We start from the raw sequence: 20,357 nt of genomic DNA, 5'->3' as shown, positions 1-20,357 counted from the left end.
GCTACGGCTAAAAATGACGGGGCTGGAGGCCCCAGGGGTTTATTCCGCGCAAAAATAAGTGGAATCCATTTACTTTCCTATTTTTACATATCCTTAGTGCGGTTATGAGCAAGTCCTTTGAACGCTTCCAAAAGCGCAAACTGATATCCTCTTATTTTTCCGTTACCCTGAGCATTGCGCTGGTCCTTTTCCTGCTCGGGGTACTCGGATTGCTGGTGCTTAACACCCAGAAACTGGCCAACCATTTCAAGGAACAGATCACCCTTTCCGTCTTCCTGAAAGATTCGGCCCGCGAGGTGGAAATCGACCAGCTCCAGAAAAGCCTGGTCATGGCCGAATATACCAAATCGGCAGTCTTCGTCTCCAAGGAGGAAGCTGCCAGCCGGCACAGCGAAGACATCGGGGAGGATTTCATGGAATTCCTGGGCTACAACCCCCTGAAAAACTCCATTGACGTGAACCTGAATGCCGGGTTTGTCAGCACGGCCCAGGTCGATTCCATCGCCACCGACCTCGCGTCCCGATCTTTTGTGGAAGAGGTCAGCTACGACCGGCCCACCCTGGAACTGCTCACCGAAAACGTAAAACGGGTTGGGATCGGTATCCTGGTCGCTTCCGGGGTGTTCACCCTAATCGCCTTCCTGCTGATCAACAGCTCCATTCGGCTTTCGATTTATTCCAAGCGCTTTATCATCAAGACCATGCAAATGGTGGGGGCGACCAAATCCTTCATCCGCCGGCCGTTTATCTGGACGAACATAAAACTGGGCATGCTCGGGGCGATCGTGGCGCTGCTCTCCCTGGCCGGGTTGTTGTTCTACCTAAACCGGAATTTCCCCCAACTGGGCCTCACAGAGGACCCCGCCCAACTGATCGCGGTGTTTTCGGGGGTGTTCCTGCTCGGCATCCTTATTTCCCTGGTGAGCACCTATTTTGCCACCCAGCGTTTCCTGAACCTGCGCACCGACGATTTATATTACTAAATTTGCAGCATGAGCAAGAAAAACAAAGACCTGCAGGCCGGCAAACCCCAGAAGGAATTCATTTTCCAGCGCAGGAATTACCTGTTTATGTTCGCAGGACTGGTTTTAATCGCCCTTGGATACCTGCTGATGGCTGGCGGCGGCACTGAAGACCCCAACGTCTTCAGCCCCGACATCTTTACTTTTCGCCGTATCCGGCTGGCCCCCACCCTGGTACTGATCGGCCTGGGCCTTCAGGTTTACGCCATTTTGGCCAATCCCGGCAAGAACAAATCCCGATAATTGGAACTGACCGACGCCATTATTCTGGGCATTGTACAGGGGCTTACCGAATTCCTGCCGGTTTCCTCCAGCGGGCACCTGGAATTGGGGAAGGTCCTTTTGGGCGACACCTCCATCCCGGAAGAAAGCCTCCTGTTTACCGTGGTACTCCATTTTGCCACGGCCCTGAGCACCCTGGTGGTCTACCGAAGGGATGTCTGGACCATCCTGAGCGGCCTTTTTGCCTTCAAAGACAATGAGGAGGCACGGTTCTCGCTGAAAATCGTGATTTCCATGATCCCCGCCGCCCTCATCGGCCTGTTTTTCGAAAAGGAAATGGAGGTATTCTTTACCGGGAACATTATGCTTGTGGGCAGTATGCTCCTGGTAACCGCCCTGTTGCTCTTCCTTGCAGACCAGGCCAAAAACACCCATAAAAACGTTTCGTTCTGGAATTCCCTGGTCATCGGGGTCGCCCAGGCCATTGCCGTTTTGCCCGGGATCTCCCGCAGCGGGGCCACCATTGCCACCTCCGTTCTGCTGGGCGTCGATAAAAGAAAGGCTGCCCGCTTCTCGTTCCTCATGGTCGTGCCCCTGATCCTTGGGAAAATAGCCAAAGACCTCCTCAGCGGGGAACTCAGTTTCCAAAGCGACAGCATCGCGGCCCTTGGGGCCGGTTTTATCGCTGCCTTCCTGGCCGGGCTGCTCGCCTGTACGTGGATGATCCGCCTGGTGCGCAACAGCCGGCTCACAATTTTTGCCGTATATTGTTTGGTAGCCGGTTCGTTGGCCATCGCCGCCGGCTTGTGGTTTTAGGAACCCTTAACCCCCCTTTGCCTTGGAATTGACCAAGAATGCCTTTCTGGAAGGACAAACCCTGCTGATTGACAAACCCCTTGGCTGGTCGTCATTCCAGGCCCTCAATGCCGTCAAATGGACCCTGCGCAGGGCCCTTTCCCTGAAAAAAATCAAAGTGGGGCATGCCGGAACACTCGATCCGCTAGCCACCGGGCTGCTGATCATTTGCACCGGGAAAAGCACCAAGACCATCCCTGAATTACAAGGCATGGAAAAGGAGTATACCGGCACCTTCTTCCTAGGGGCCACCACGCCTTCCTATGACCTGGAAACCCCGGTGGACGCCACCTACCCTACGGAACACATCACCCCGGAATTGCTGGACGCTGCAGTGAAAGCCTTTACGGGGGAAATCCTGCAACAGCCCCCGGTGTTCTCAGCCCTTAAAAAAGAGGGCAAGCGCCTCTACGAATACGCGCGGAAGGGGACCCCGGTGGACATCCCGAAAAGGGCCGTACACATTGCGGAATTTGAACTCACCCGGGTGGCGCTTCCGGAAATCGACTTCCGGGTGCGGTGCAGCAAGGGCACCTATATCCGCTCCCTGGCCCATGAATTCGGCAGGGCGCTGGGGTCGGGAGCGTATCTGGCGGCTCTGAAAAGAACCAAAATAGGTCCCTACGACGTAAATAAAGCAATACCCCCTGACCAGTTCCGGGCGTTATTCCGGGATGCCGGTTTTAATTTCTCGTCCGGGTCCGGGGAAGGGGATTAATAAAATAAATCCGCAAAAACGCGGTTATAGCTTTATGAATTTGAGTCGCAGCCAATTGGCTTCCCTGATCACGTTCCTCTCCCTGAGCATCGTGGTGCTTACCCTGTTCAACCTCAGGCTGGGCACCCGTATGGAAGAGGAATACGTGATTGAAATGAGCCTTGCCGACGAAGAACTGGAAGCCCTGCTGGAAAAAGAAGAACGGGAGCAGGAGGCCAGGGAAAGCGACCCCATAAAATCGCACATGGCCCTGAATGAAGCGGCCAAGCCCCGTTACGGGGCCCCGGAACCCCTGAAAACCCTGGAAGAAATCCTGGCCGAGCGGGAGGAAGCCGGGGGGGAGGAACCCTCTGAAAATTTCGACTCCGATGAATTCACCTCATCCCTCAAGCAACTGGCACAACTCAGGGAGGAAAAAAAGGAGCTCCTGGGGGAAAAGGATAAGGAAAAAAAGGAATATACCAACGCCCTGGCCGACCGCAGGACCTCCATCAGCTACAACCTGGTTGACCGCAATGCCTACAGTCTGCCCCCACCCATTTACACCTGTATTGAAGGTGGCAAGGTTGTAATCAATATCGAAGTGGATGCCCGGGGGTTTGTAAGCAAGGCAGACTTTAATGCAAAAAGCTCAGGCACCAGCAACGGATGCCTGGTAGACAACGCCCTGGCCTACGCCATGCAGGCGCGTTTCAGCCCTTCCGACCGCCAATTGCAAAAGGGCAGTATTACCTATTTATTCCAACCCAAGTAGAGAAGCCAGTTCCCCGATTATTGCCCTGCCCCTGTCCTGGTTGTACCAGCGTTGCAGCGATTCCCTGAATTCGGGGCTCAGGGTGCCATAACGGGCTTTGTGGGCGTCAGCCATCCTCATGGGTTCCGCGGGTCGGGGTCCCCAACTGGCCCTAACGCTGTAATCTCCGGGGCGCACTTCCAGGAGTTTGGGGATGGCCCGCGAGCCGCCGGTCAGGAAACGGTCCATAAGGGGCAGGTTCTCGTCCCGGAAAGCGATGCGGAGCTCCAGGTTCTTGCCGGCCCTTGAAAAAGCAGCCATGACCGGCAAAACCGGGGCAGCGTCGCCACACCAGGACTCCGTGAGTACCAGCCAGGTAATGGGTTCGCTCAGGCTGCGGAGTTCCTCCCGTAACGGCGACGGCAATTCGATTTTCTTCTCCCAACGGTTCATCCGCTGGTGGTTCAGCAGGGTATAATGGATCAGGGATTCGGACTGCACCGGCCCGGAGGTGCGCCCGGACCTCGCCTGGCTGGCCACCAGTTCCCGGTATCGGGGATAATCCAGGCTTTTTTCCAAAGCCTGCCGGATCAGTTCGGTTTCGGTTTCCACAACACTTTCCCCGGGTTGCCTTGCTTGCATAGTTCTTCTGGCTTTTGAACCTTCTCAGTAGGGCCGGGCCGGCATTCCTTACAGCATCCCCTTCGGATTCTCCGCTACCCCCTATTGGCCCAAATCGGGATTGATCGCCAGGGCCTGGAACAGCTTCGCCTTGGCCATCAGGTATTTGTTTTGCACCTCATTGGCCTTCAGCCTGGCATCGATCAGGGCCCGCTCCCGCGAATTGATCAGGAAAAGGGAGCTTTCGCCAAAACTGAATTTCCGCTCCTCGGCGGAAAGCAACCGGTCATAGTCGATCACAATGGACCCGATCAGTTCATTCTGGCGCACAAAGGAATCGAGCTCATTGTACAGGGCGTATACCTTGTTCCGGATGCTCAGGCGCGTATTGTCCCTCTCGAATTCCGCGTCCCTGAGTTTGAAGCGAGCCAGCTTCAGGGCACCCCGTTCCTTCCTCAGGAAAAGGGGCATGCGGAAGGACACCCCCCCCTTGTATTCCTGGGTCTGAAAAGAATTGATGAACTCAGGGGTTTCCGTTAAGAAGTTGTATTCCAGGTCAATCTGGGGCAGGAGTTGGTTCACTTTGAGCCTGCGGTCTACCTCCAGGCCCTGGATTTTGAAATCCAGGGATCGCAGTTTAGGGTGCGCCTCCAGGGCGAAACTGTCCAGGGGCTTCCCTTCGATCTCCAGGGTGCGGTCGACCACCCCGGAAGGATCCACTTCGGGGATGACCCCTTCCTGCAATTCAATGGGCAGATTGCCCTCGAGCCAAAGGAAATTAGAAAGTTCCAGGGCCGCGTTGCGGAGCCGCACCTTCGCCTGTTCCAGGCTCAGGTCGCGGTTTTGTACTGCAATCCTGGCTTCCACGGTGTCGATAGCGGGCAGGTCCCCCGCCAGGGCGCTCTGCCGGATCCCATCGAACCGCAGGCGTGCGTTGTCGAGGAACTGGCTGAATACCAGCTGGTCCTTATAAGCCTGTAACCACTGGAAATACGCCCCGGCGGCATCGAAGAGGATCTGGTTGACCAGCAGGTCCCGGTCGGCAAGGCTCTGATTGGCAAAGAGCCTGGCCTTGCGCAGGGTAGCCATCCTTTCGTTGATCCACAACCCGCGGGCCACCGAAACGGAAACCCCGGCGCTGTATAGCCCATCGGTGGGAACCGTTTCCGAGGGATTAAGAAAGTCGCCTTCATTCTGCTCAAACTGGCCCTTCAGTTCAATCCCGTACCAGGTGGGGATTTTGAAAGTCGCATTCAGGCGGTCGTAATACTCCGAGCCCTTGAATTCCTTCCGGTCATAATCGACCTCGAGCTTTGGGTCGAACCCCCCCCTGGACTGCAGCAGGTTGGCCTCCGCAACCCCCAGGACCAGGTTGGCCTGCCGGGCCACCGGATGGAATTGCTTCACATGGGCCAGGTACTCGCGAAACCCCAGCACCAGGCTATCGGGCCCCTGGGCCGCAAGCTGCGTGGTAAGGCACGCCGTCACCAGGAAGGATATCCAGTAGCGCATTTTATTTCTTTGACGTCATTTGGGCCCCTTCGGTGGGGGTGTAGTAATTCGGGGGGAACCCGTTGAGTTGCCTCCACAATTCGAACCAGATCGGAACGTCCTCCAGCAGGGCGATGGTATTCGCCCCCGAGCCTACCCGAAGCTCCTGCGGCCAGGGGTGGTCTTCCGGGTCGGGTGCCAGCAGGATGCGGTATTTGCCATTGGGGCTGATATAGGTTTCAATGGCGACCACCACCCCCCCGTAGGTCCCGAAGGAAACATTCGGCCAGCCGCTGAAGATGATGGCCGGCCACCCATCGAACTGGATCCGCACCTTCTCCCCTTTATGGATCAACGGGAGGTCTATGGGCTCCACAAAGGTTTCCACGGCCATGTCATACCGGGAAGGCATGATGCTGACCAGTTCATCCCCTTCCTTGAAGGTTTCCCCGATGCCCGCGCGGAGCATCTTGTTCACAAATCCTTCCTGGGGGGCCCTTATATAGTACATCTCGGACCTTCGCTCATAATTGGCGTATTCGTTCTCCAGCTTGGTTACCTGGGCCTGGGAATCGAATTGGGAAGACTGGGCCGTAAACAGGTCACTCTGGGCCTTGGATACCTTGTCGGTATACTCCGCCTGTACCCTGCTGATCTCCACCTGGGCATTGATCACCTCGTTGCGGCTGGCCAGCAGCTTGTTTTCCTGGGAAATCAGCTTGGCCTGTGCCTCCTGGAGCTTCAGCCGCTTTTCCTCCACATCCGTCACGGCTTTCAACCCCTCTTCCTCCAATTGGGTCGTCCGGTTGTACTGGCGCTCAGCGATGGTTATATTGGTCTTTGCCGCCTCCAGGTCGATGCTGTCGCTTTTTACCTTCAACCCGGCCTGCATCAGTTTGTTCCGTGCCTGCTCCAGCTTTAGCTGCTGTTCCCTCTGAAGAGCCCCTATCTGGGTTTGCAGGGCACGGACCTTTTCCTGGTAAGAGGAAACAGCCATGTTCTTGGCATCGATCTGTTGTCCGGTCCGCTCGATCAGGCGGGGGTCAAAATACTCGTTCTTGACCTCCGACATAAACAAAATGGTATCCCCGACCTTCACGTAATCGCCCTCGCGCACGTACCAGTTTTCTATCCGGCCCGGTATGGGGGACTGAATGGTCTGCGGCCGCTGGTCCGGGCTCAGCGTGGTTAGGAACCCCTTCCCGGAAATGTTCTGGGTCCAGGGAAGGAACAGGATAATAAGGGTAATGATGGCAAAGGCCATCAGGAAGCGGTTGAAATGCTTGTAATGCCTCCTGTGGAAGACCTTGTGGGATGCCTTGAACCGCGTGAGGTCTACCTTGTCGTTCAGTTTGTTAGGAGATATGTTCAGCATGCTAGCTTTCGTTTAGAATCTTACCGTCCTTTATGGTGATCACCCGCTTGCAACGACGGGCCCACCGCTCGTTGTCGCTTACCACCACCAGGGCCCAACCATTGGCCGGGTCGGTGAGGAAGTCGATTATCTCGGCGGCCTCCCCCTCCTCGAAGTGGTTCAGGGGATCCTTTAGCAGCAACAGTTTGGGCTTCCTCAGGATGCTCCGGGCCAGCACGAGTTTTTTGCTCACGGTATAGGGGATTTCCTTTCCTTCCGGATAAAGGATGGTACTCAGGCCCTTTGGCTGTTCCCTGACAAAGGAAATCAATTTGGTCTTCTCCAGGACCCAGTACACCTGATCCATCGAAATGCTCTTGTCCCCAAAGGTGAGGTTGTCAAGGATGGTCCCCTCGAAGGGCGATTCCCCGGGTATCGACTTGCCCAGGTGGGAGCGGTAATAGCTCAGGTCAACTCCTTGCAGGGAGACGTTGTTGATGAAAATCTGGCCGCTGTCGGGTTCCACGACCCCCGCAATCAGCCTCAGGAGGGTCGATTTTCCGGATCCGGAAGGCCCCTTTAGCAAAATGGTGCACTCCGGGGAAATTTTAAGGTTGGCCCCATCGATGATTTTCTTTTCCCGGTAGGGCACGCGGTAGGTGATATCGCGCAACTCCACATGGAAACCTGTATTTTCGGCAAAGGGGCGCTCCCCGCCCAGGGGCTCCAGCTCCTTGTCGACCACCTGCCCCAGCTTTTCCAGGGAAGTGAGCAGGTCATAGACCGTTTCGAGGCCGAGGATGAGTTTCTCCACGGAACTGATGACCAGCAGGATGATGATCTCGGCTGCGACAAACTGCCCGATGTTCATTTCCTGGTTGAGCACCAGCAAGCCGCCTATGAGGAGCAACCCGGCAGTGACCAGTACCTTGAACCCGATCATCTGTGCAAACTGCAAGACGAGGATCTTGAAGTGGCTTTCCCGGGCATCGAGGTAGTCGCTGACCAGGGTATCGTTCTTGTCAATGGCATGGGAGGTTTTCCCGGAGAGCTTGAAGCTCACCACCGAGCGGGCCACTTCCTGTATCCAATGGGCCACCTTGTATTTGTTTTTGGATTCCGCCAGGCTGGTTTCCAACCCTTTTTGTGCCGTAAACTTGAACACCACGTAGATCAGCATGATCAGCAACAACCCGTAGAGGATGAAAAAGGGATGGTAGAAGGAAAGCAGCAGGAGCCCGAAAATGATCTGCAGCAGGGCTGCCGGGAAATCGACCAGGATCTTGGCCAGGGATTTCTGGACGGTCAGGGTATCAAAAAAGCGGTTGGCCAGCTCAGGCGGATAGTAATTGCTGAGTTCCTTCATTTTGATTTTCGGGAACCGATACGCAAATTCGAACGATGACCGGGTGAAAATTTTCTGCTGGAGGTTTTCGATAATGCGTATTTGCATCAACTGCAGGATCCCCACAAAAGCCACCCCAAGGGTAACCAGCACCACCAGGACCATCCATGAGGTGCTCACCTGGGCTCCCTGGATCAGGTTGATGATTGCCTGGATCCCCAGGGGGAGGGAGAGGTTTACCAGGCCGGCAAAAATGGCATAGTAAAACACCTGGAAAACATCTTTCTTTTCCAGGGTCAAAAGGCCTATTAATCGTTGCCAGGCCGACATCATTTTCTTAACCATGGGGCTGTTCCTTTAGTGAGGAAAATACTAAGTTCCGAAAGTACGCATAAAGCGCGTGGTTATTGCGGCAATCGGTCAGGGAGGGAAAGTGGCCCATCAGGAAATACTGATGCAGGGCGCCTTCCATCACCGTACTGGCCAGGCTGCGGGCATAGGGATAGCCGGGGTTTACCTCCGAGATCATATCCCCCAGGCGATGTACCATCCGCTTATAGATTTCAAAGTAGCCTTCCTTATTTTCGCGGTCCACCTCCTTGGTCAGGAAAGACTTTGAATACTCGTTAATCACGATTTGGTAGAGCAACACCTCATCCATGTGGGAAAAGGAAGAATCTGTCTCCACCGGGAAGGTCAGGATTTCCAGGGCCCTCTCGAGCTTCACAGACGGGTCTTCAATGCTGTTGGTGGTGAATACCAGCTGGTACTCCTTCCAACCCCAGTACCAGGAGGTAAGGTAGATGAGGAATTTGTGTTTGTTCTCGAAATACCGGTAAATGGAGCTCTCATTGGAGCCAATTAGTGCACCCAGTTTCCTGAAGGTAAAGTTTTCAAACCCTACCTCACTGATAAGCCTGACCCCATGGAGGAGGATCCGCTTCCCCAGGTCGGAGGACTCAGGGTCCTTCACATAGGTTTTTTCGTTGACGTAAATTTTTACGTTTTGAATGAGGTGCTTCATGATTTCAGGCAAATCATCGCAAATATAATAGTAATACTATTGGTTTATGTGAGTTTAACTATTATTTAACGATAGTACCTATGTTATTTATCGCACAAGGCCAGGCGGCCCACCTGCTACAACACCCATTGGGATACGGGGCATTCTGCGTACCTTTGGCGTATGGAGATCATTCGCTGCGGGTGGTGCGCGGGCAGCGCCCTATATGAGGCCTATCACGATAAGGAGTGGGGGGTCCCCGTCAGGGACGACGCCCTCCTTTTTGAATTTTTGCTGCTGGAGACCTTTCAGGCCGGCCTGAGCTGGATTACAGTTCTCAAAAAGCGGGAGGAATTCCGAAAGGCCTTTGACGGATTCGATTACCAGGCCATTTCCCAATATGGCCCCGAAAAGGTAGCCTCCCTTATGGAAAATCCTGGGATCATCCGCAACCGGTTGAAAATACAGGGAAGCATCACCAATTCCCGGGCCTACATCAAAGTAAGGGAAGAGTTCGGCACCTTCAGCGACTACTTCTGGGGGTTCACGGGGGGGCAAACGCTGAAAAACAACGTTCAGGACTACTGGAAAGCCCCTTCTACCACCCCGCTTTCCGACCAGATCAGCAAGGATTTGAAAAAACGGGGGTTTACCTTTGTGGGCAGCACGGTGGTGTATGCCTACATGCAGGCCACCGGGATGGTAAATGACCATGAAATCAATTGTTTCCGATACCATGAAGTGTAACCCCTGGCCCTGCCTTTTCCTGCTGTTGCTACCCTTTTTAGGACTGTCACAGGCTAAATACGAACGGGAATTCCGGATAAGGGAGTCCCAATTCCCGGTGGCGGCCCTGGAAAAGGCCCAGCCGTACCTCGACGGGGTAAGACGGTTGCGGTTCTACAAGGAAATCGACAGCAGCCGTCAGAGCTTCGAAATCAAATTCAGGAAAGACCGGCTGAATTACAGTGTGGAGTACAGCCCATCAGGGGTTCTGGAAGACATCGAAGTGACGATTCGCCCGAACGACATCCCTAACGAAAGCTGGGATGCCATCATAAGGCACCTGTCCAATTTTACCGATACCTACAAGATCAGGAAAATCCAACAGCAATATCCGGGGGATGCCTTTGAGACCGATTCTGTAACCTTCAGGAATGCCTTCCAGAATTTGCTGTTGCCCGAAATACGTTACGAGCTCATGATACAGACGGGGAAGGGAAAAACCTTCAAGGAATTTGAAATCCTCTACGATTCCGGGGGCGAATTCCTGCAGATGAGGGAGTCGCTGCCCCCAAACTACGACCATGTGCTGTATTAGGCCAGCATTGCTTTTCCTGTTGTGCCTGCTGCCAGCCCTCGGGTGGGCGCAGGAGCGGTTTACCGGATTCCTGCAGCCACAGCTGGCTGTGAATTACCCTGTCGGCCCAACCTATTCCCACAACTTCAGCCTGCAGCAAAGGGCTTTTTTTTACAGGGATGGAGCCTCGGTGTTGGAAACCCGGCATATCGACCTTTCGCATTTCTCAGACTTCAAATGGGGACCGGGTCGAAGCCTGGGCCTTGGGATTCTTTACCGGTTTCGCGAACCCTTCTCAGACACCGGGGAAAACGAGGTGCGGCTGACCCAGCAGGTAAACCTCAACCAGCGGGCAAATATCGTGCGAACCGGACACCGTTTCAGGACCGAGCAGCGCATTTTTCCTACCGAAACACTGCACCGGTTCCGATACCGCCTGGCCCTGGACGGGCCCCTGCAAGGGGAAAAGCTCGATGTGGGCGAGGCATACTGGATCGGAAGTGCGGAAGGCCTGCTCACAGCGGCAAGGGGCCAAAAACCCGTTTACAGCCTGAGGGTCGGGGGTATGGCAGGCATCATGGCCAGTACCGAACTTAAAGTGCAGGCCGGTTTTGAATACCGCCTGGTCGGCATTGCCCGCTTCGACCAGTCGGTCCTTTTCCTGTTGTCATCCCTGATCCTCTCCCTGTAAAAGCTCCATGAAGGCCTTCCTGGAGATCTCTTCGGCCCCAAGGCTTTCCAGGTGTTCGGTATAGACCTGGCAATCGATACAGCGGTAGTTTTTCGCCCGACGGTCTTCCACCATTTGGATAAAGGCAACCTTGGAGGCATTGGATACCAGGCTGAACATGCTCTCCCCGCAAAAAATGTGTCCAAGGTCTATCCCGTACAACCCGCCCACCAGTTTTTGGTCCTGCCAAACTTCATAGGAAACGGCATGGCCCAGCTTGTGGAGTTCCTCGTAGGCCTGGTTCATGCGTTCGGTGATCCAGGTGCCCGCCTGTCCTTTTCGCCTGATCCGTGCGCAGTGGGCAATCACCTCTGAAAAGCTCCGGTTGCAGGTGACTTTCATCGTTCCCTTGTTTAAAACCTGTCGCATGCTTTTGGAAACCCGGAGTTTCTCCGGGAACAATACCATGCGGGGGTCGGGACTCCACCAAAGCAGCAGGGAATCATCGTTAAACCAGGGGAAGACCCCCGAACGATAGGCGAGCATGAGGCGATCTGTACTCAGGTCGCCGCCTACGGCCAGCAAGCCTTCCGGGGTAGCCAGGGAAACCGGGGGGAACTCCAGGGCTTCTGTAAGGACGGGAACAGGGATACCGCGGGCTCTCATAACACTTTTTGCGAAGATAAAATTCCTTCAGAAGAACCACAACCCCGCCAGGTAAACGGCCCCGGCCACGACCATAAACAACAGGGTATAGGGCAGGATTTCCCGGGCCTTTAACCCCGTGATGGCCAACAGGGGAAGGGCCCAGAACGGCTGGAGCATATTGGTGAGCTGGTCGCCGTAGGCAAGCGCCATAACGGCCCTGGGAAAAGGGACGCCCAGGGTTTGGGCGGCTTGCAGCACAATAGGGCCCTGCACAGCCCACTGCCCTCCCCCGCTGGGCACGAAGAGGTTTACCAGCCCTGCACTGAAAAAGGTGAAAACGGGAAAGCTCCCTGCAGTGCTCACAGCCACGAAAAAATCGGAAATCCGGTGGATCAGGCCGCTTTCAGTCATCATGCCCATGATGCCAAAGTAAAGGGGGAACTGTATGAGGATACCCGAAGTGTCCCCTATGGCTTCCCCCACGGCCCGGAGGAACCGGGTCATATTCCCATGCAGCAGGATCGCCAGGCCTAGCATAAAGAAATTGAGCATATCGGGGGTGAGGTTGAGCGATCGCAACATGGGGAGGTACTGCACCAGGAAGGCCAGGAAAATCAGTACTGCAAAGAGGGTGGCAAACCCCCTGCTGCGCTCGAGCTTTTCGGCCCCTTGCCCAGGGCCTTCTGCCCCCCGGTCAAATTCCCATGCGGGCAGCGACAGGTGGGTGCCCCCTCCTTTGTACCCCAGATAGGTAGCCAGCAGCCCGGTAACCAGGACCACCACGGCAAAAACCCCAAGGTTCCACAGGCTGAAAATCGTGTCTGAAGTAGGGATGGTGGCCGGAAAACCGGCCAAAACCGCCTGGGGCAGGATCCCTTCAAGCAAGCCGGCCAGGTGGCCTGGCTCCGAAGCCTTCAGAGGGGCAGAGCCGCTGATCCCCCCGTGCCAGACCATCAGGCCCAGGTACCCGCAGGCCCCGATGAGCGGATAATTCAGCGCTATCCCCTGTTGCCGGGCATACTCCCCAACCTTTCGGGCCAGGATGGCCCCGAAGATCAACCCAAGCCCCCAGTTGAAAAAAGACACCAGCATGGTCGATACCGAAACCAGGAAAGCGGCCGAGGCCCCGTCGCGTACCAGGGAAGTCAACCGGTGGATCAATCGTTCCACGGGCTTGCTCAGCACCAGTACATGGCCAAGGACCAGGATGAGCATCATCTGGAAGGCAAACACCAGCATGCCCGGGTTCCACAGGCCCCGCTCCCAGGCGGTGAGCACCCCTTTCCAGGGGGAAACCCCTTCCGGGAACCTCCCGAAGCCCAGGGCCAGACCCATAGTGAGCAGGGTCAGCAAAACCGCTATGGCAAATGGGGAAGGCAGAAAGCGCCTGAAGACAATCTCGATGGAACGGGTCAGGGACATTTAGGTCTGGGTTGCACTCAAAAGCAAGCGGAAAACGGCTTCCCGGGCCCGTCAGAAGGGCAGGTCGTCGTAATCCTCTTCCTTCAGGTCCTTTGCGGGCTCAAAGGCCTCCATGGGCGGAACCGGCGGCAGGCCTGAACCTGAATCCCCCTCTTGCAGGGCTTCGATTTTCCATCCCTGAATGGAATTGAAGTATTTGGTCTCCCCCTGGGGGTTGACCCATTCCCTTCCCTTCAGGTTGATGCTGATACGGACCTGCTGCCCGGCCTGAAAGCTGTTCAGCAAATCCGTTTTGTCCTGGATAAACTCGACCAGCAGGTGCTGTGGGTACTGCTCTTCGGTGGTAAGGACCACTTCCCTTTTCCTGAAACCGTTGCTTCCGTAGGTTTTCGTTTCATCGATCCATTTGATGGTGCCTTGTACTTCCATAATTCTATTTTTTCTTTAGGTGTTTGAACTCTTGTTTTCGTTCCCCTTGCGTGAGCCGGGGTTAGTTTTCCAGGGAAGCCAGCAGGACCTTCCAGGCCGAAGCCACATCGTTCCCTTCCAGCAAACGTTGGGCATGCCGGTGTATTTCCAGGGAATCGGCCTGCTTCAGCAGCTCGCGTACCTCCCCGTGGGCCTGCACAAAAAGACGGACCTCTTCCCTGCCGGGCAATGCTTCAACGTTCCCCAAAAGGCCCAGGTCATTCCCGGTGAGGACCGGGCTCAACCGGATCGGGCCGGGGATGACATCCACCCCAATCCCCCGGCTGGCCAGGGGCTTGGGGACCTCAAAAAGGCCGGAGGCGGCCCGGGTGTACCAGTCGCCCCCCATGCGGGCGACCAGGTCGAGCTTCCGGGGGTCGATTCCATCCCGTTCATCGAGCACGGAGCGCCTGATATGTATCTTCAATACCTCGGCGTGGATAAGGTTGCCTGCCCCGCCTTCACTACCCAGGGGTTCCACTTTGGTCACCCGGCACTCGAATTGCACCGGTGCCTCGCCTACGCGATACGGGGCGACACGGTCTGAGGGCACCATGGTGAAGCCCGCCTTTTCAAATTCATTGACGCCCCTGTCGTACTCTGTGCTGGCCAGGGACATTTGCTGGACCATCGGATAGGAGACCACATTGACCACCACCTCCCCGGTCTGCTGCACATTCTCCAGGGTATGCTTTGTGGTATTGTCCCGTACCCTTCGGGCCGGTGAAAAGATGAGGACGGGCGGGTTGGCGCTGAAGACGTTGAAGAAACTGAACGGCGCCAGGTTGGGCCTTCCCTCCCCGTCCACCGTGCTGGCAAAGGCGATAGGCCTCGGCCCGACGGCGCCCAGCAGGTACCCGTGCAACACGCGGGTTTCCACCTGTTCCGGGAGAACGGCAAGGTATTCTTCCTCCATAGGGCAAAGGTATTGAAAACTATAGGAACGCCCAGTGCTAAAAACCGGGTTCTCACAACATTTCCCTGCAAAATCAGTTATCTTTAGGGAACAGATGCAAGGGGTATGCGACTGAATCCTCCGAGGAAATTTTTCAATGCTTTTTTACTGGCCTCCGCCTTCGTTATCGTGAGCCTGATCCTTTGGAACACCAATAGTTTTTTCAGGAAATTCAAGGACGAGGAACGCCATAAAATGGAAATCTGGGCTACCGCCCAGTCGGAACTGCTGCGCTCCTCGGAAAACGAGGAACTGGGCACCCTGCACCTTAAGGTCCTACAATTAAACACCACCACCCCTATGATCCTGGTCAACGCAGATGGGTCGGTAAAAGTCAATAACCTGCCCGGCGTTTCGGTGGAAGACCACTCCCTGATCCGGGAGAAGATCGACGTTTTTGAATCCGAGAATAACCCCATCCGCATCGACTACCAGGGCGAGCACCTGGCTACCCTGTACTACGGCAATTCAGAAGTGCTCAATAAACTGAAGTATTACCCCATCGCCCTTTTGCTGATCATCTTCCTCTTCGGGGCGGTGATTTTCTTTTTCTTCCGGACCAACAAAATTTCCGAACAGAACAAGCTATGGGCGGGCATGGCCAAGGAAACGGCACACCAGATCGGCACCCCCCTCACCTCCCTGCTCGGCTGGAATGAGCTGCTCAAGGGCGAAGCCATCAACCCGGGCATTACCCTGGAGATCGAAAAGGACATTGGAAGGCTGCAGGCCATTACCGAACGATTTTCACAGATCGGCTCCACGCCAAGGCTGGAACGCCTCGACCTGGTAGCCGAAACCCGGGATGCTTTTGAATACCTTCGGGCTCGGAGCTCAAAATTGATCCGCTTCAGCTTCCATTCCAGGGCGGAAAGCCTTCCGGTGCTGCTGAACCGGTCGCTGTACCACTGGTCGATTGAAAACCTGGTAAAAAACGGCATCGACGCCATGAAAGGCAAAGGGGAGGTCTCCATCGAAATCGTGCCTTCCGGTCATTTCGTGAATGTGCTGGTATCCGACACCGGGCATGGCATCCCCAGGCACCAGTTCCAGGAAATCTTCCACCCCGGGTTTACCACCAAAAAAAGGGGATGGGGCCTGGGCCTTTCCCTGGTTAAACGGATTATTGAAGAATACCATGGGGGAAAAATCAAGGTACTGTCGTCGGGGAAGGCGGGGACGGTAATGCAACTTTCCCTGGCTTTATTAAAAACAAATGGCAAAAAGTAAACTGGCCCTCATTAGGGAAACCCACCTGACCAACAACTGCCCGGAGTGTTTCAACCAGGACCTCAACCTGAAGTTCTACCAGAAGCACCTCTACAGCCGGCTTTTCCATCGGACCACTTCGGAGATCTCCCACGAATTGACCTGCAATACCTGCAAGAGCCGGATTTACCCGGTTGGGTGGACCCCCGATATCGAACGCAGCGTCGAATACTTCCAAAAGGCCCTGGAGCCCGCGAAAGCCCGACTGGAATTCAGGCCCCTTTTCTTTGTGCTGGTCCTTTTGGGCATCGCATTGGCAGGGACCCTGGCGTACTTCTACCTCCAGGGGCTATTGTAGTTTAGCCCTTATTTTGGCCGCGGTGGCTTCGAAAATTTCCGGCCCGGGGGAGACCTTCGTTTGAAAGGTCGCATCCGCCATGGTATTCAAAGGGATGAGGTGCACGTGTACATGGGGCACTTCAAGGCCGATCACCGTAAACCCGACCCGGCGGCACTCCATGCTCTGTTCAACGGCCAGGGCCACCTTGCGGCTGAAATGCATCAGGCTGTGGTAGGCATCCTCATCGAGGTCCGTGATTTTATCGACCTCTTTTTTGGGCACGCAAAGGGTATGCCCAATGCTGTTTGGGTTGATGTCCAGAAACGCAAAGTTATGTTCATCCTCTGCAATTTTATAGCAGGGGATCTCTCCATTGATGATGCGTGTAAAGATGCTTGCCATCGGAATCAGGATGTTATTCCTCCATAATTATTAAATCCGGGATGGTTGGGTAACCCCACCGCGGGTTCCTCTTTTGGGCCTCCATTCAGGAGCGGGTAATCTCCAAAATGCGGAACTTCAGGGTCCCGTTGGGAACCTGTATTTCAGCAGTCTCGCCTTCCTTCTTGCCGAGCAGGCCCTTTCCGATAGGAGAGGTGACCGAAATTTTTCCGGCTTTAAGGTCGGCTTCGCTTTCGGCAACAAGGGTGTAGGTCATTTCCATCCCGTTCTGTTCATTTTTCAGCTTCACCGTCGAAAGGACCAGCACCCGGGAAGTATCGAGCTGGGATTCGTCAATCAGCCTGGCGTTGGCCAGGAGTTCCTCCATTTTCGCGATTTTCATTTCCAGGAGGCCCTGGGCTTCCTTGGCCGCGTCGTATTCGGCATTTTCGGAAAGGTCCCCCTTGTCGCGGGCTTCGGCTATGGCCTGGGAAGCCCTGGGCCGTTCCACATCCCGCAGGTGGTTCAACTCGTCTTTAAGCTTCTGCAGCCCTTCTTTGGTATAATAGGATACCTTGCTCATAACCTCTTCATTAAATAAACAGAAAATCCCCTTCAATACCTACAAAAATTGCAAGTTATTCAGAGGATTTAAACAAAGATAGTCAAAATTTGCTGATTTTTGCAGGGAACTCAAAGATGCCCATGGTACGCAACCGGCTGATTCCAATCTTCCTTCTCGCCCTCACACTGGTTTGCTGCGACAGCGATACCACCCAACGAAACCCTTACCTGCAGGAAGTGGGCTTCCGGTTTGAGGTCAACCTGAACCTTCCCCTCTACAGCCCCCTGACGACTACCGGGAACGCCGTCTATATCGGAAATACCGGGGTGGGCATCCGCGGGGTTTTTGTGATGAATACGGGCTTTGACCTGTTCAGGGCCTTTGAAGCCACCTGCCCCAATCACCCCCCCAATGCCTGCTCCACCTTGTCCCTCGACGGACAGGTTGCCCGCTGCGGGTGCGAAGACTTTGAATACAGCTTGTTTACCGGGCAACAACTCAACCGGCCCGATGACGGCAACCGGTATTTCGACATGCTGGAATACCGGGCCTCCCGGAGCGGCAGCAGCCTGATCATCACCAACTGATCTCCCCCCCGGTTAAAACCGGAAGGTGGCCCCGGCCAGGAAATGGATCCCGGCCTGCGGGTAGTATCCCACCCCTTCTATGGTCGTTACGGTCCCCGGGTTGCTGAAATCGTCGTCGAAGGTGTAAAAATACCCGTTGGAGCTAAACCTGGCGTCGAAGAGGTTATTGACCAGCAGGGAAAAGGTGATGCCCGAAAACCACCGGTCGGGTTCCCAGGTATACACCAGGTTCAGATCGGTCTGGCTATACGCCTCCAGCCGCGATTTTTCCGCATCGATATTCCCCATATATTGCTCCCCCACATATTTGGTCAGCAGGGCAACATCAAAGTTCTCCAGGGGCGAAACCACCAGCCTGCTTCCCGCCACCACCCCGGGGGAAAAAGCGATGCGGGTATTTCCAAGGTTGGTGAGCTGCCCGTCGCGGCGAAAGATAAAATCGACATTCCGGTTGGTGCTCAGGGCCAGGTTCGGTTGCCAGCGGACCCTGCTCCCCCAGGGAATATCCGCATCGATTTCCAGGCCAAGGCGATAGCTATCGCCCACGTTGGCTCGCAGGGGGGCGCCCACATCATTGAGCTCCCCGGTAAGGACCAGCTGGTCGCGATAACGCATGTAATAGAGGTTTGCGTTCAGGCTGGCCCCTTCTTTCTGGTACCTCCAGCCGAGTTCGAGGTCCTGGAGGCGCTCCGGTTTCGGGTTCCCGTTCTCGTAGTCGTTCCGGTTGGGTTCCCGGTTGGCAACGGCATAGGAAGCATAGAGGTTCTGGAAGGCGTCAAGGCGATAGGTAAGCCCAAGTTTTGGGTTAAAAAAGCGGAACTGGTCATCGACCAGGCCGGTTTCCCGCGCATTGGCCCGGTAGCTTACCCCGCGGTACTGAAGGTCGGCAAAAAAGCGCCAGTTCCCCCCGGCATTATAGTTGGCCTTGGCAAAAAGGTTCAGGTCGTCTTTGCGGGAATCGTCTTCATAATAGCGGGCCCCGGGGTCCAGGTCCCCGGCATACCGCGCCCAGATTACCTCCCCGAAATGGTCGCCCCGATAGGTGTTCCAGCCGCCCCCGAGCGTGAGCTGCCAGGGGCCTTCCTGGTAGGCCGAAGAGAATACCGTGCCGTAAAAATCGTTGTCGAGCCACCGGCGGCGGGCGTAATCCATGGTCGTAATCTCCTGCCCGTTCACCACGGGGGGCTCCAGGCCCAGGAAAGCCAATTCGGCATCGGGGGCGAACAGGACGTTGGTGTAATACCAGGCATCCACGTATTCTTCGAAGAACCCCCGCCCCCGGGTATAGTGGAAGGCGATATTGGATTGCCAGGAACTGCTCCATTGCTGGTTCCAGTGCAACTGGAAATGGTCCTGCTTGTAATTGTCGACCTGGTTGGGGTAAAACCCCTCGAAGGTGCCCGCTTCATCGAATTGTATGCCGGCAATGTTGAACCTGCGGTTGGTTTCCAGGCTGGGGTCTTCCCCAATAGCCGAAATCACGGAGGGGTCAAAGCCATACCAAGACTGGTAGGTGATCTCATGCCCCCCGAACAGGAGGGCCTTCACCAGGGTCTTGTCGCTGAGGAACGCCCCCTGCAGGAAGTAGGAATCCAGGTCGGAAGACGCCCGGTCGATATACCCGTCCGAGGCGATGCGGGAAAGGCGTCCGGAAAGCTCAAAATGGTCATTTATAAGGCCCGTACTGAACTTGGCCGTGGCCTTTAGGGTGTTGAAACTCCCGGCGGAAGCGGAAATTTCCCCATAAGCCTCCTGGGAAACCGCATCTGTGAGGATATTCAGGCTCGCCCCGAAGGCCCCGGCCCCGTTGGTGGAAGTACCCACCCCGCGCTGCAGCTGAAGGCTTTCGGTAGACGAGGCAAAATCGGGCATGTTTACCCAGAAAGTCCCCTGAGATTCCGCATCGTTATAGGGAATCCCGTTAATGGTCACGTTCACGCGGGTGGCGTCGCTTCCCCGGACGCGGATGCCCGTATACCCTATTCCTGCCCCGGCATCGGAGGTGGTGACCACCGATGGGAGGTAGTTCATCAGCACCGGGATGTCCTGCCCCAGGTTTCGGGGCGCAATGCGGGCCTTGGTTAAATTCGAAAAAGTCACCGGGGCTTCCCGGGTAACCCTCACGGCGGAAACCAGTACTTCATCGAGTCTGATTTCGTCTGTTTTCGTAGTGTCCTTTGGTGTTTCCTGTGCAGCACCGAGCCATCCGAAGCCCAGGCTGATTCCTAACAAAATAGCATTTTTCATTCGTAAGTATGGTTACGAACAAAAGGGGCTAAATTCTTTGTTACACTTGATTTTGCAGCAGCGTGCTGCCCGTACCGGAAGATGTTGGCGGCCGGTTCGAGGGCCGCTTCCCATCTCATTGCTCCCTTGGCAGCATTACCTGCCCAGGTTCAGCGGGTATAATCTCAGCCGGGTCGTTTCTGGGTTGGGACCTTCTGCGAC

At 55.5% G+C, this 20,357-nt stretch carries 23 protein-coding genes; 11 read left to right on the top strand and 12 right to left on the bottom strand.

All coding sequences use genetic code 11. The annotated features are described in order from the left end of the window. Positions 1-104: 104 nt before the first annotated feature. The 5 genes from NG653_RS06765 to NG653_RS06745 are packed head-to-tail and all read left to right on the top strand — an operon-like array spanning position 105 to position 3,571. Positions 105-983 (top strand): cell division protein FtsX, encoded by an 879-nt coding sequence (locus NG653_RS06765; protein WP_252740926.1) that lies wholly within the window; start codon positions 105-107, stop codon positions 981-983. A 9-nt stretch (positions 984-992) separates the two neighbouring features. After that, entirely contained in the window at positions 993-1,265 is a 273-nt protein-coding gene (locus tag NG653_RS06760; RefSeq protein WP_252740925.1) for a DUF3098 domain-containing protein, read from the top strand. Continuing rightward, positions 1,266-2,060: an undecaprenyl-diphosphate phosphatase gene (locus NG653_RS06755; RefSeq protein WP_252740924.1), complete on the top strand. Its 795-nt coding sequence runs from the start codon at positions 1,266-1,268 to the stop codon at positions 2,058-2,060. It begins immediately after the preceding gene. Positions 2,061-2,082: 22 nt separating this feature from the next. Then, positions 2,083-2,817, top strand: coding sequence for a tRNA pseudouridine(55) synthase TruB (gene truB / locus NG653_RS06750; protein ID WP_252740923.1), 735 nt, complete (start codon positions 2,083-2,085; stop codon positions 2,815-2,817). Positions 2,818-2,851: 34 nt separating this feature from the next. Next, positions 2,852-3,571 carry a hypothetical protein gene (locus tag NG653_RS06745; RefSeq protein ID WP_252740922.1) on the top strand — a complete coding sequence of 240 codons (720 nt, stop codon included), beginning with the start codon at positions 2,852-2,854 and terminating at the stop codon, positions 3,569-3,571. Here NG653_RS06745 and NG653_RS06740 read toward each other — a convergent pair. The 5 genes from NG653_RS06740 to NG653_RS06720 form a co-directional block, all read right to left on the bottom strand. Next, on the bottom strand, positions 3,554-4,192 hold the full coding sequence (locus tag NG653_RS06740) for a thioredoxin family protein (protein ID WP_252740921.1): 639 nt from the start codon (positions 4,190-4,192) through the stop codon (positions 3,554-3,556). The two genes, NG653_RS06745 and NG653_RS06740, sit on opposite strands and share 18 nt — an antisense overlap. An 81-nt stretch (positions 4,193-4,273) precedes the next feature. Continuing rightward, positions 4,274-5,683, bottom strand: coding sequence for a TolC family protein (locus tag NG653_RS06735; RefSeq protein ID WP_252740920.1), 1,410 nt, complete (start codon positions 5,681-5,683; stop codon positions 4,274-4,276). Between the two features lies 1 nt (position 5,684). Further along, complete coding sequence (locus NG653_RS06730; protein WP_252740919.1) at positions 5,685-7,037, bottom strand: HlyD family secretion protein; 1,353 nt, start codon at positions 7,035-7,037, stop codon at positions 5,685-5,687. A gap of 1 nt (position 7,038) precedes the next feature. Continuing rightward, on the bottom strand, positions 7,039-8,706 hold the full coding sequence (locus tag NG653_RS06725) for a peptidase domain-containing ABC transporter (protein WP_252740918.1): 1,668 nt from the start codon (positions 8,704-8,706) through the stop codon (positions 7,039-7,041). Continuing rightward, entirely contained in the window at positions 8,699-9,385 is a 687-nt protein-coding gene (locus tag NG653_RS06720; protein WP_252740917.1) for a TetR/AcrR family transcriptional regulator, read from the bottom strand. The genes NG653_RS06725 and NG653_RS06720 overlap by 8 nt, the downstream gene beginning before the upstream one ends. A 162-nt stretch (positions 9,386-9,547) precedes the next feature. Between NG653_RS06720 and NG653_RS06715 the strand changes: the two genes are divergently transcribed. Genes NG653_RS06715 through NG653_RS06705 form a run of 3 tightly spaced genes read left to right on the top strand, consistent with a single transcriptional unit; the run spans position 9,548 to position 11,355 of the window. After that, a complete protein-coding gene (locus NG653_RS06715) occupies positions 9,548-10,111 on the top strand; it encodes a DNA-3-methyladenine glycosylase I (protein WP_252740916.1) in 564 nt (187 codons plus the stop codon). Further along, positions 10,077-10,685, top strand: a complete 609-nt coding sequence (locus NG653_RS06710; protein WP_252740915.1) for a hypothetical protein — start codon at positions 10,077-10,079, stop codon at positions 10,683-10,685. The genes NG653_RS06715 and NG653_RS06710 overlap by 35 nt, the downstream gene beginning before the upstream one ends. Continuing rightward, positions 10,672-11,355, top strand: a complete 684-nt coding sequence (locus tag NG653_RS06705) for a DUF2490 domain-containing protein (RefSeq protein WP_252740914.1) — start codon at positions 10,672-10,674, stop codon at positions 11,353-11,355. The genes NG653_RS06710 and NG653_RS06705 overlap by 14 nt, the downstream gene beginning before the upstream one ends. On the opposite strand, the gene aat is transcribed toward NG653_RS06705, so the two are convergent. The 4 genes from aat to NG653_RS06685 form a co-directional block, all read right to left on the bottom strand. Next, a complete protein-coding gene (aat, locus tag NG653_RS06700) occupies positions 11,332-12,000 on the bottom strand; it encodes a leucyl/phenylalanyl-tRNA--protein transferase (protein ID WP_252740913.1) in 669 nt (222 codons plus the stop codon). The genes NG653_RS06705 and aat overlap by 24 nt on opposite strands. Positions 12,001-12,027: 27 nt before the next feature. Beyond that, positions 12,028-13,404 (bottom strand): short-chain fatty acid transporter, encoded by a 1,377-nt coding sequence (locus NG653_RS06695; protein WP_252740912.1) that lies wholly within the window; start codon positions 13,402-13,404, stop codon positions 12,028-12,030. Positions 13,405-13,455: 51 nt separating this feature from the next. Next, positions 13,456-13,833: a DUF3127 domain-containing protein gene (locus tag NG653_RS06690; protein ID WP_252740911.1), complete on the bottom strand. Its 378-nt coding sequence runs from the start codon at positions 13,831-13,833 to the stop codon at positions 13,456-13,458. Between the two features lie 61 nt (positions 13,834-13,894). Continuing rightward, positions 13,895-14,788 carry a flavin reductase family protein gene (locus tag NG653_RS06685; protein WP_252740910.1) on the bottom strand — a complete coding sequence of 298 codons (894 nt, stop codon included), beginning with the start codon at positions 14,786-14,788 and terminating at the stop codon, positions 13,895-13,897. A gap of 105 nt (positions 14,789-14,893) precedes the next feature. On the opposite strand from NG653_RS06685, the gene NG653_RS06680 reads away from it, so the two are divergent. Beyond that, positions 14,894-16,057, top strand: a complete 1,164-nt coding sequence (locus NG653_RS06680; protein ID WP_252740909.1) for a sensor histidine kinase — start codon at positions 14,894-14,896, stop codon at positions 16,055-16,057. Further along, a complete protein-coding gene (locus NG653_RS06675) occupies positions 16,044-16,394 on the top strand; it encodes a hypothetical protein (protein WP_252740908.1) in 351 nt (116 codons plus the stop codon). Before NG653_RS06680 ends, NG653_RS06675 begins: the two co-directional genes overlap by 14 nt. Here NG653_RS06675 and NG653_RS06670 read toward each other — a convergent pair. After that, on the bottom strand, positions 16,386-16,778 hold the full coding sequence (locus NG653_RS06670; protein WP_252740907.1) for an HIT family protein: 393 nt from the start codon (positions 16,776-16,778) through the stop codon (positions 16,386-16,388). The genes NG653_RS06675 and NG653_RS06670 overlap by 9 nt on opposite strands. 85 nt (positions 16,779-16,863) lie before the next feature. Then, positions 16,864-17,340 carry a transcription elongation factor GreA gene (gene greA, locus NG653_RS06665; protein WP_252740906.1) on the bottom strand — a complete coding sequence of 159 codons (477 nt, stop codon included), beginning with the start codon at positions 17,338-17,340 and terminating at the stop codon, positions 16,864-16,866. A gap of 89 nt (positions 17,341-17,429) precedes the next feature. Here greA and NG653_RS06660 point away from each other — a divergent pair, with 89 nt between their 5' ends. Further along, complete coding sequence (locus tag NG653_RS06660; RefSeq protein WP_252740905.1) at positions 17,430-17,909, top strand: hypothetical protein; 480 nt, start codon at positions 17,430-17,432, stop codon at positions 17,907-17,909. Between the two features lie 12 nt (positions 17,910-17,921). Here NG653_RS06660 and NG653_RS06655 read toward each other — a convergent pair whose 3' ends face one another. Next, a complete protein-coding gene (locus NG653_RS06655) occupies positions 17,922-20,156 on the bottom strand; it encodes a TonB-dependent receptor (protein ID WP_252740904.1) in 2,235 nt (744 codons plus the stop codon). Positions 20,157-20,357: the final 201 nt, after the last annotated feature.

Origin of the sequence: Robiginitalea marina, from assembly GCF_024006985.1 — a bacterium.
GTDB classification, from domain to species: Bacteria; Bacteroidota; Bacteroidia; order Flavobacteriales; family Flavobacteriaceae; genus Robiginitalea; species Robiginitalea marina.
The sequence above is the reverse complement of the archived record's forward strand: the minus strand, read 5'-3'. Positions and strand labels throughout refer to the sequence as shown.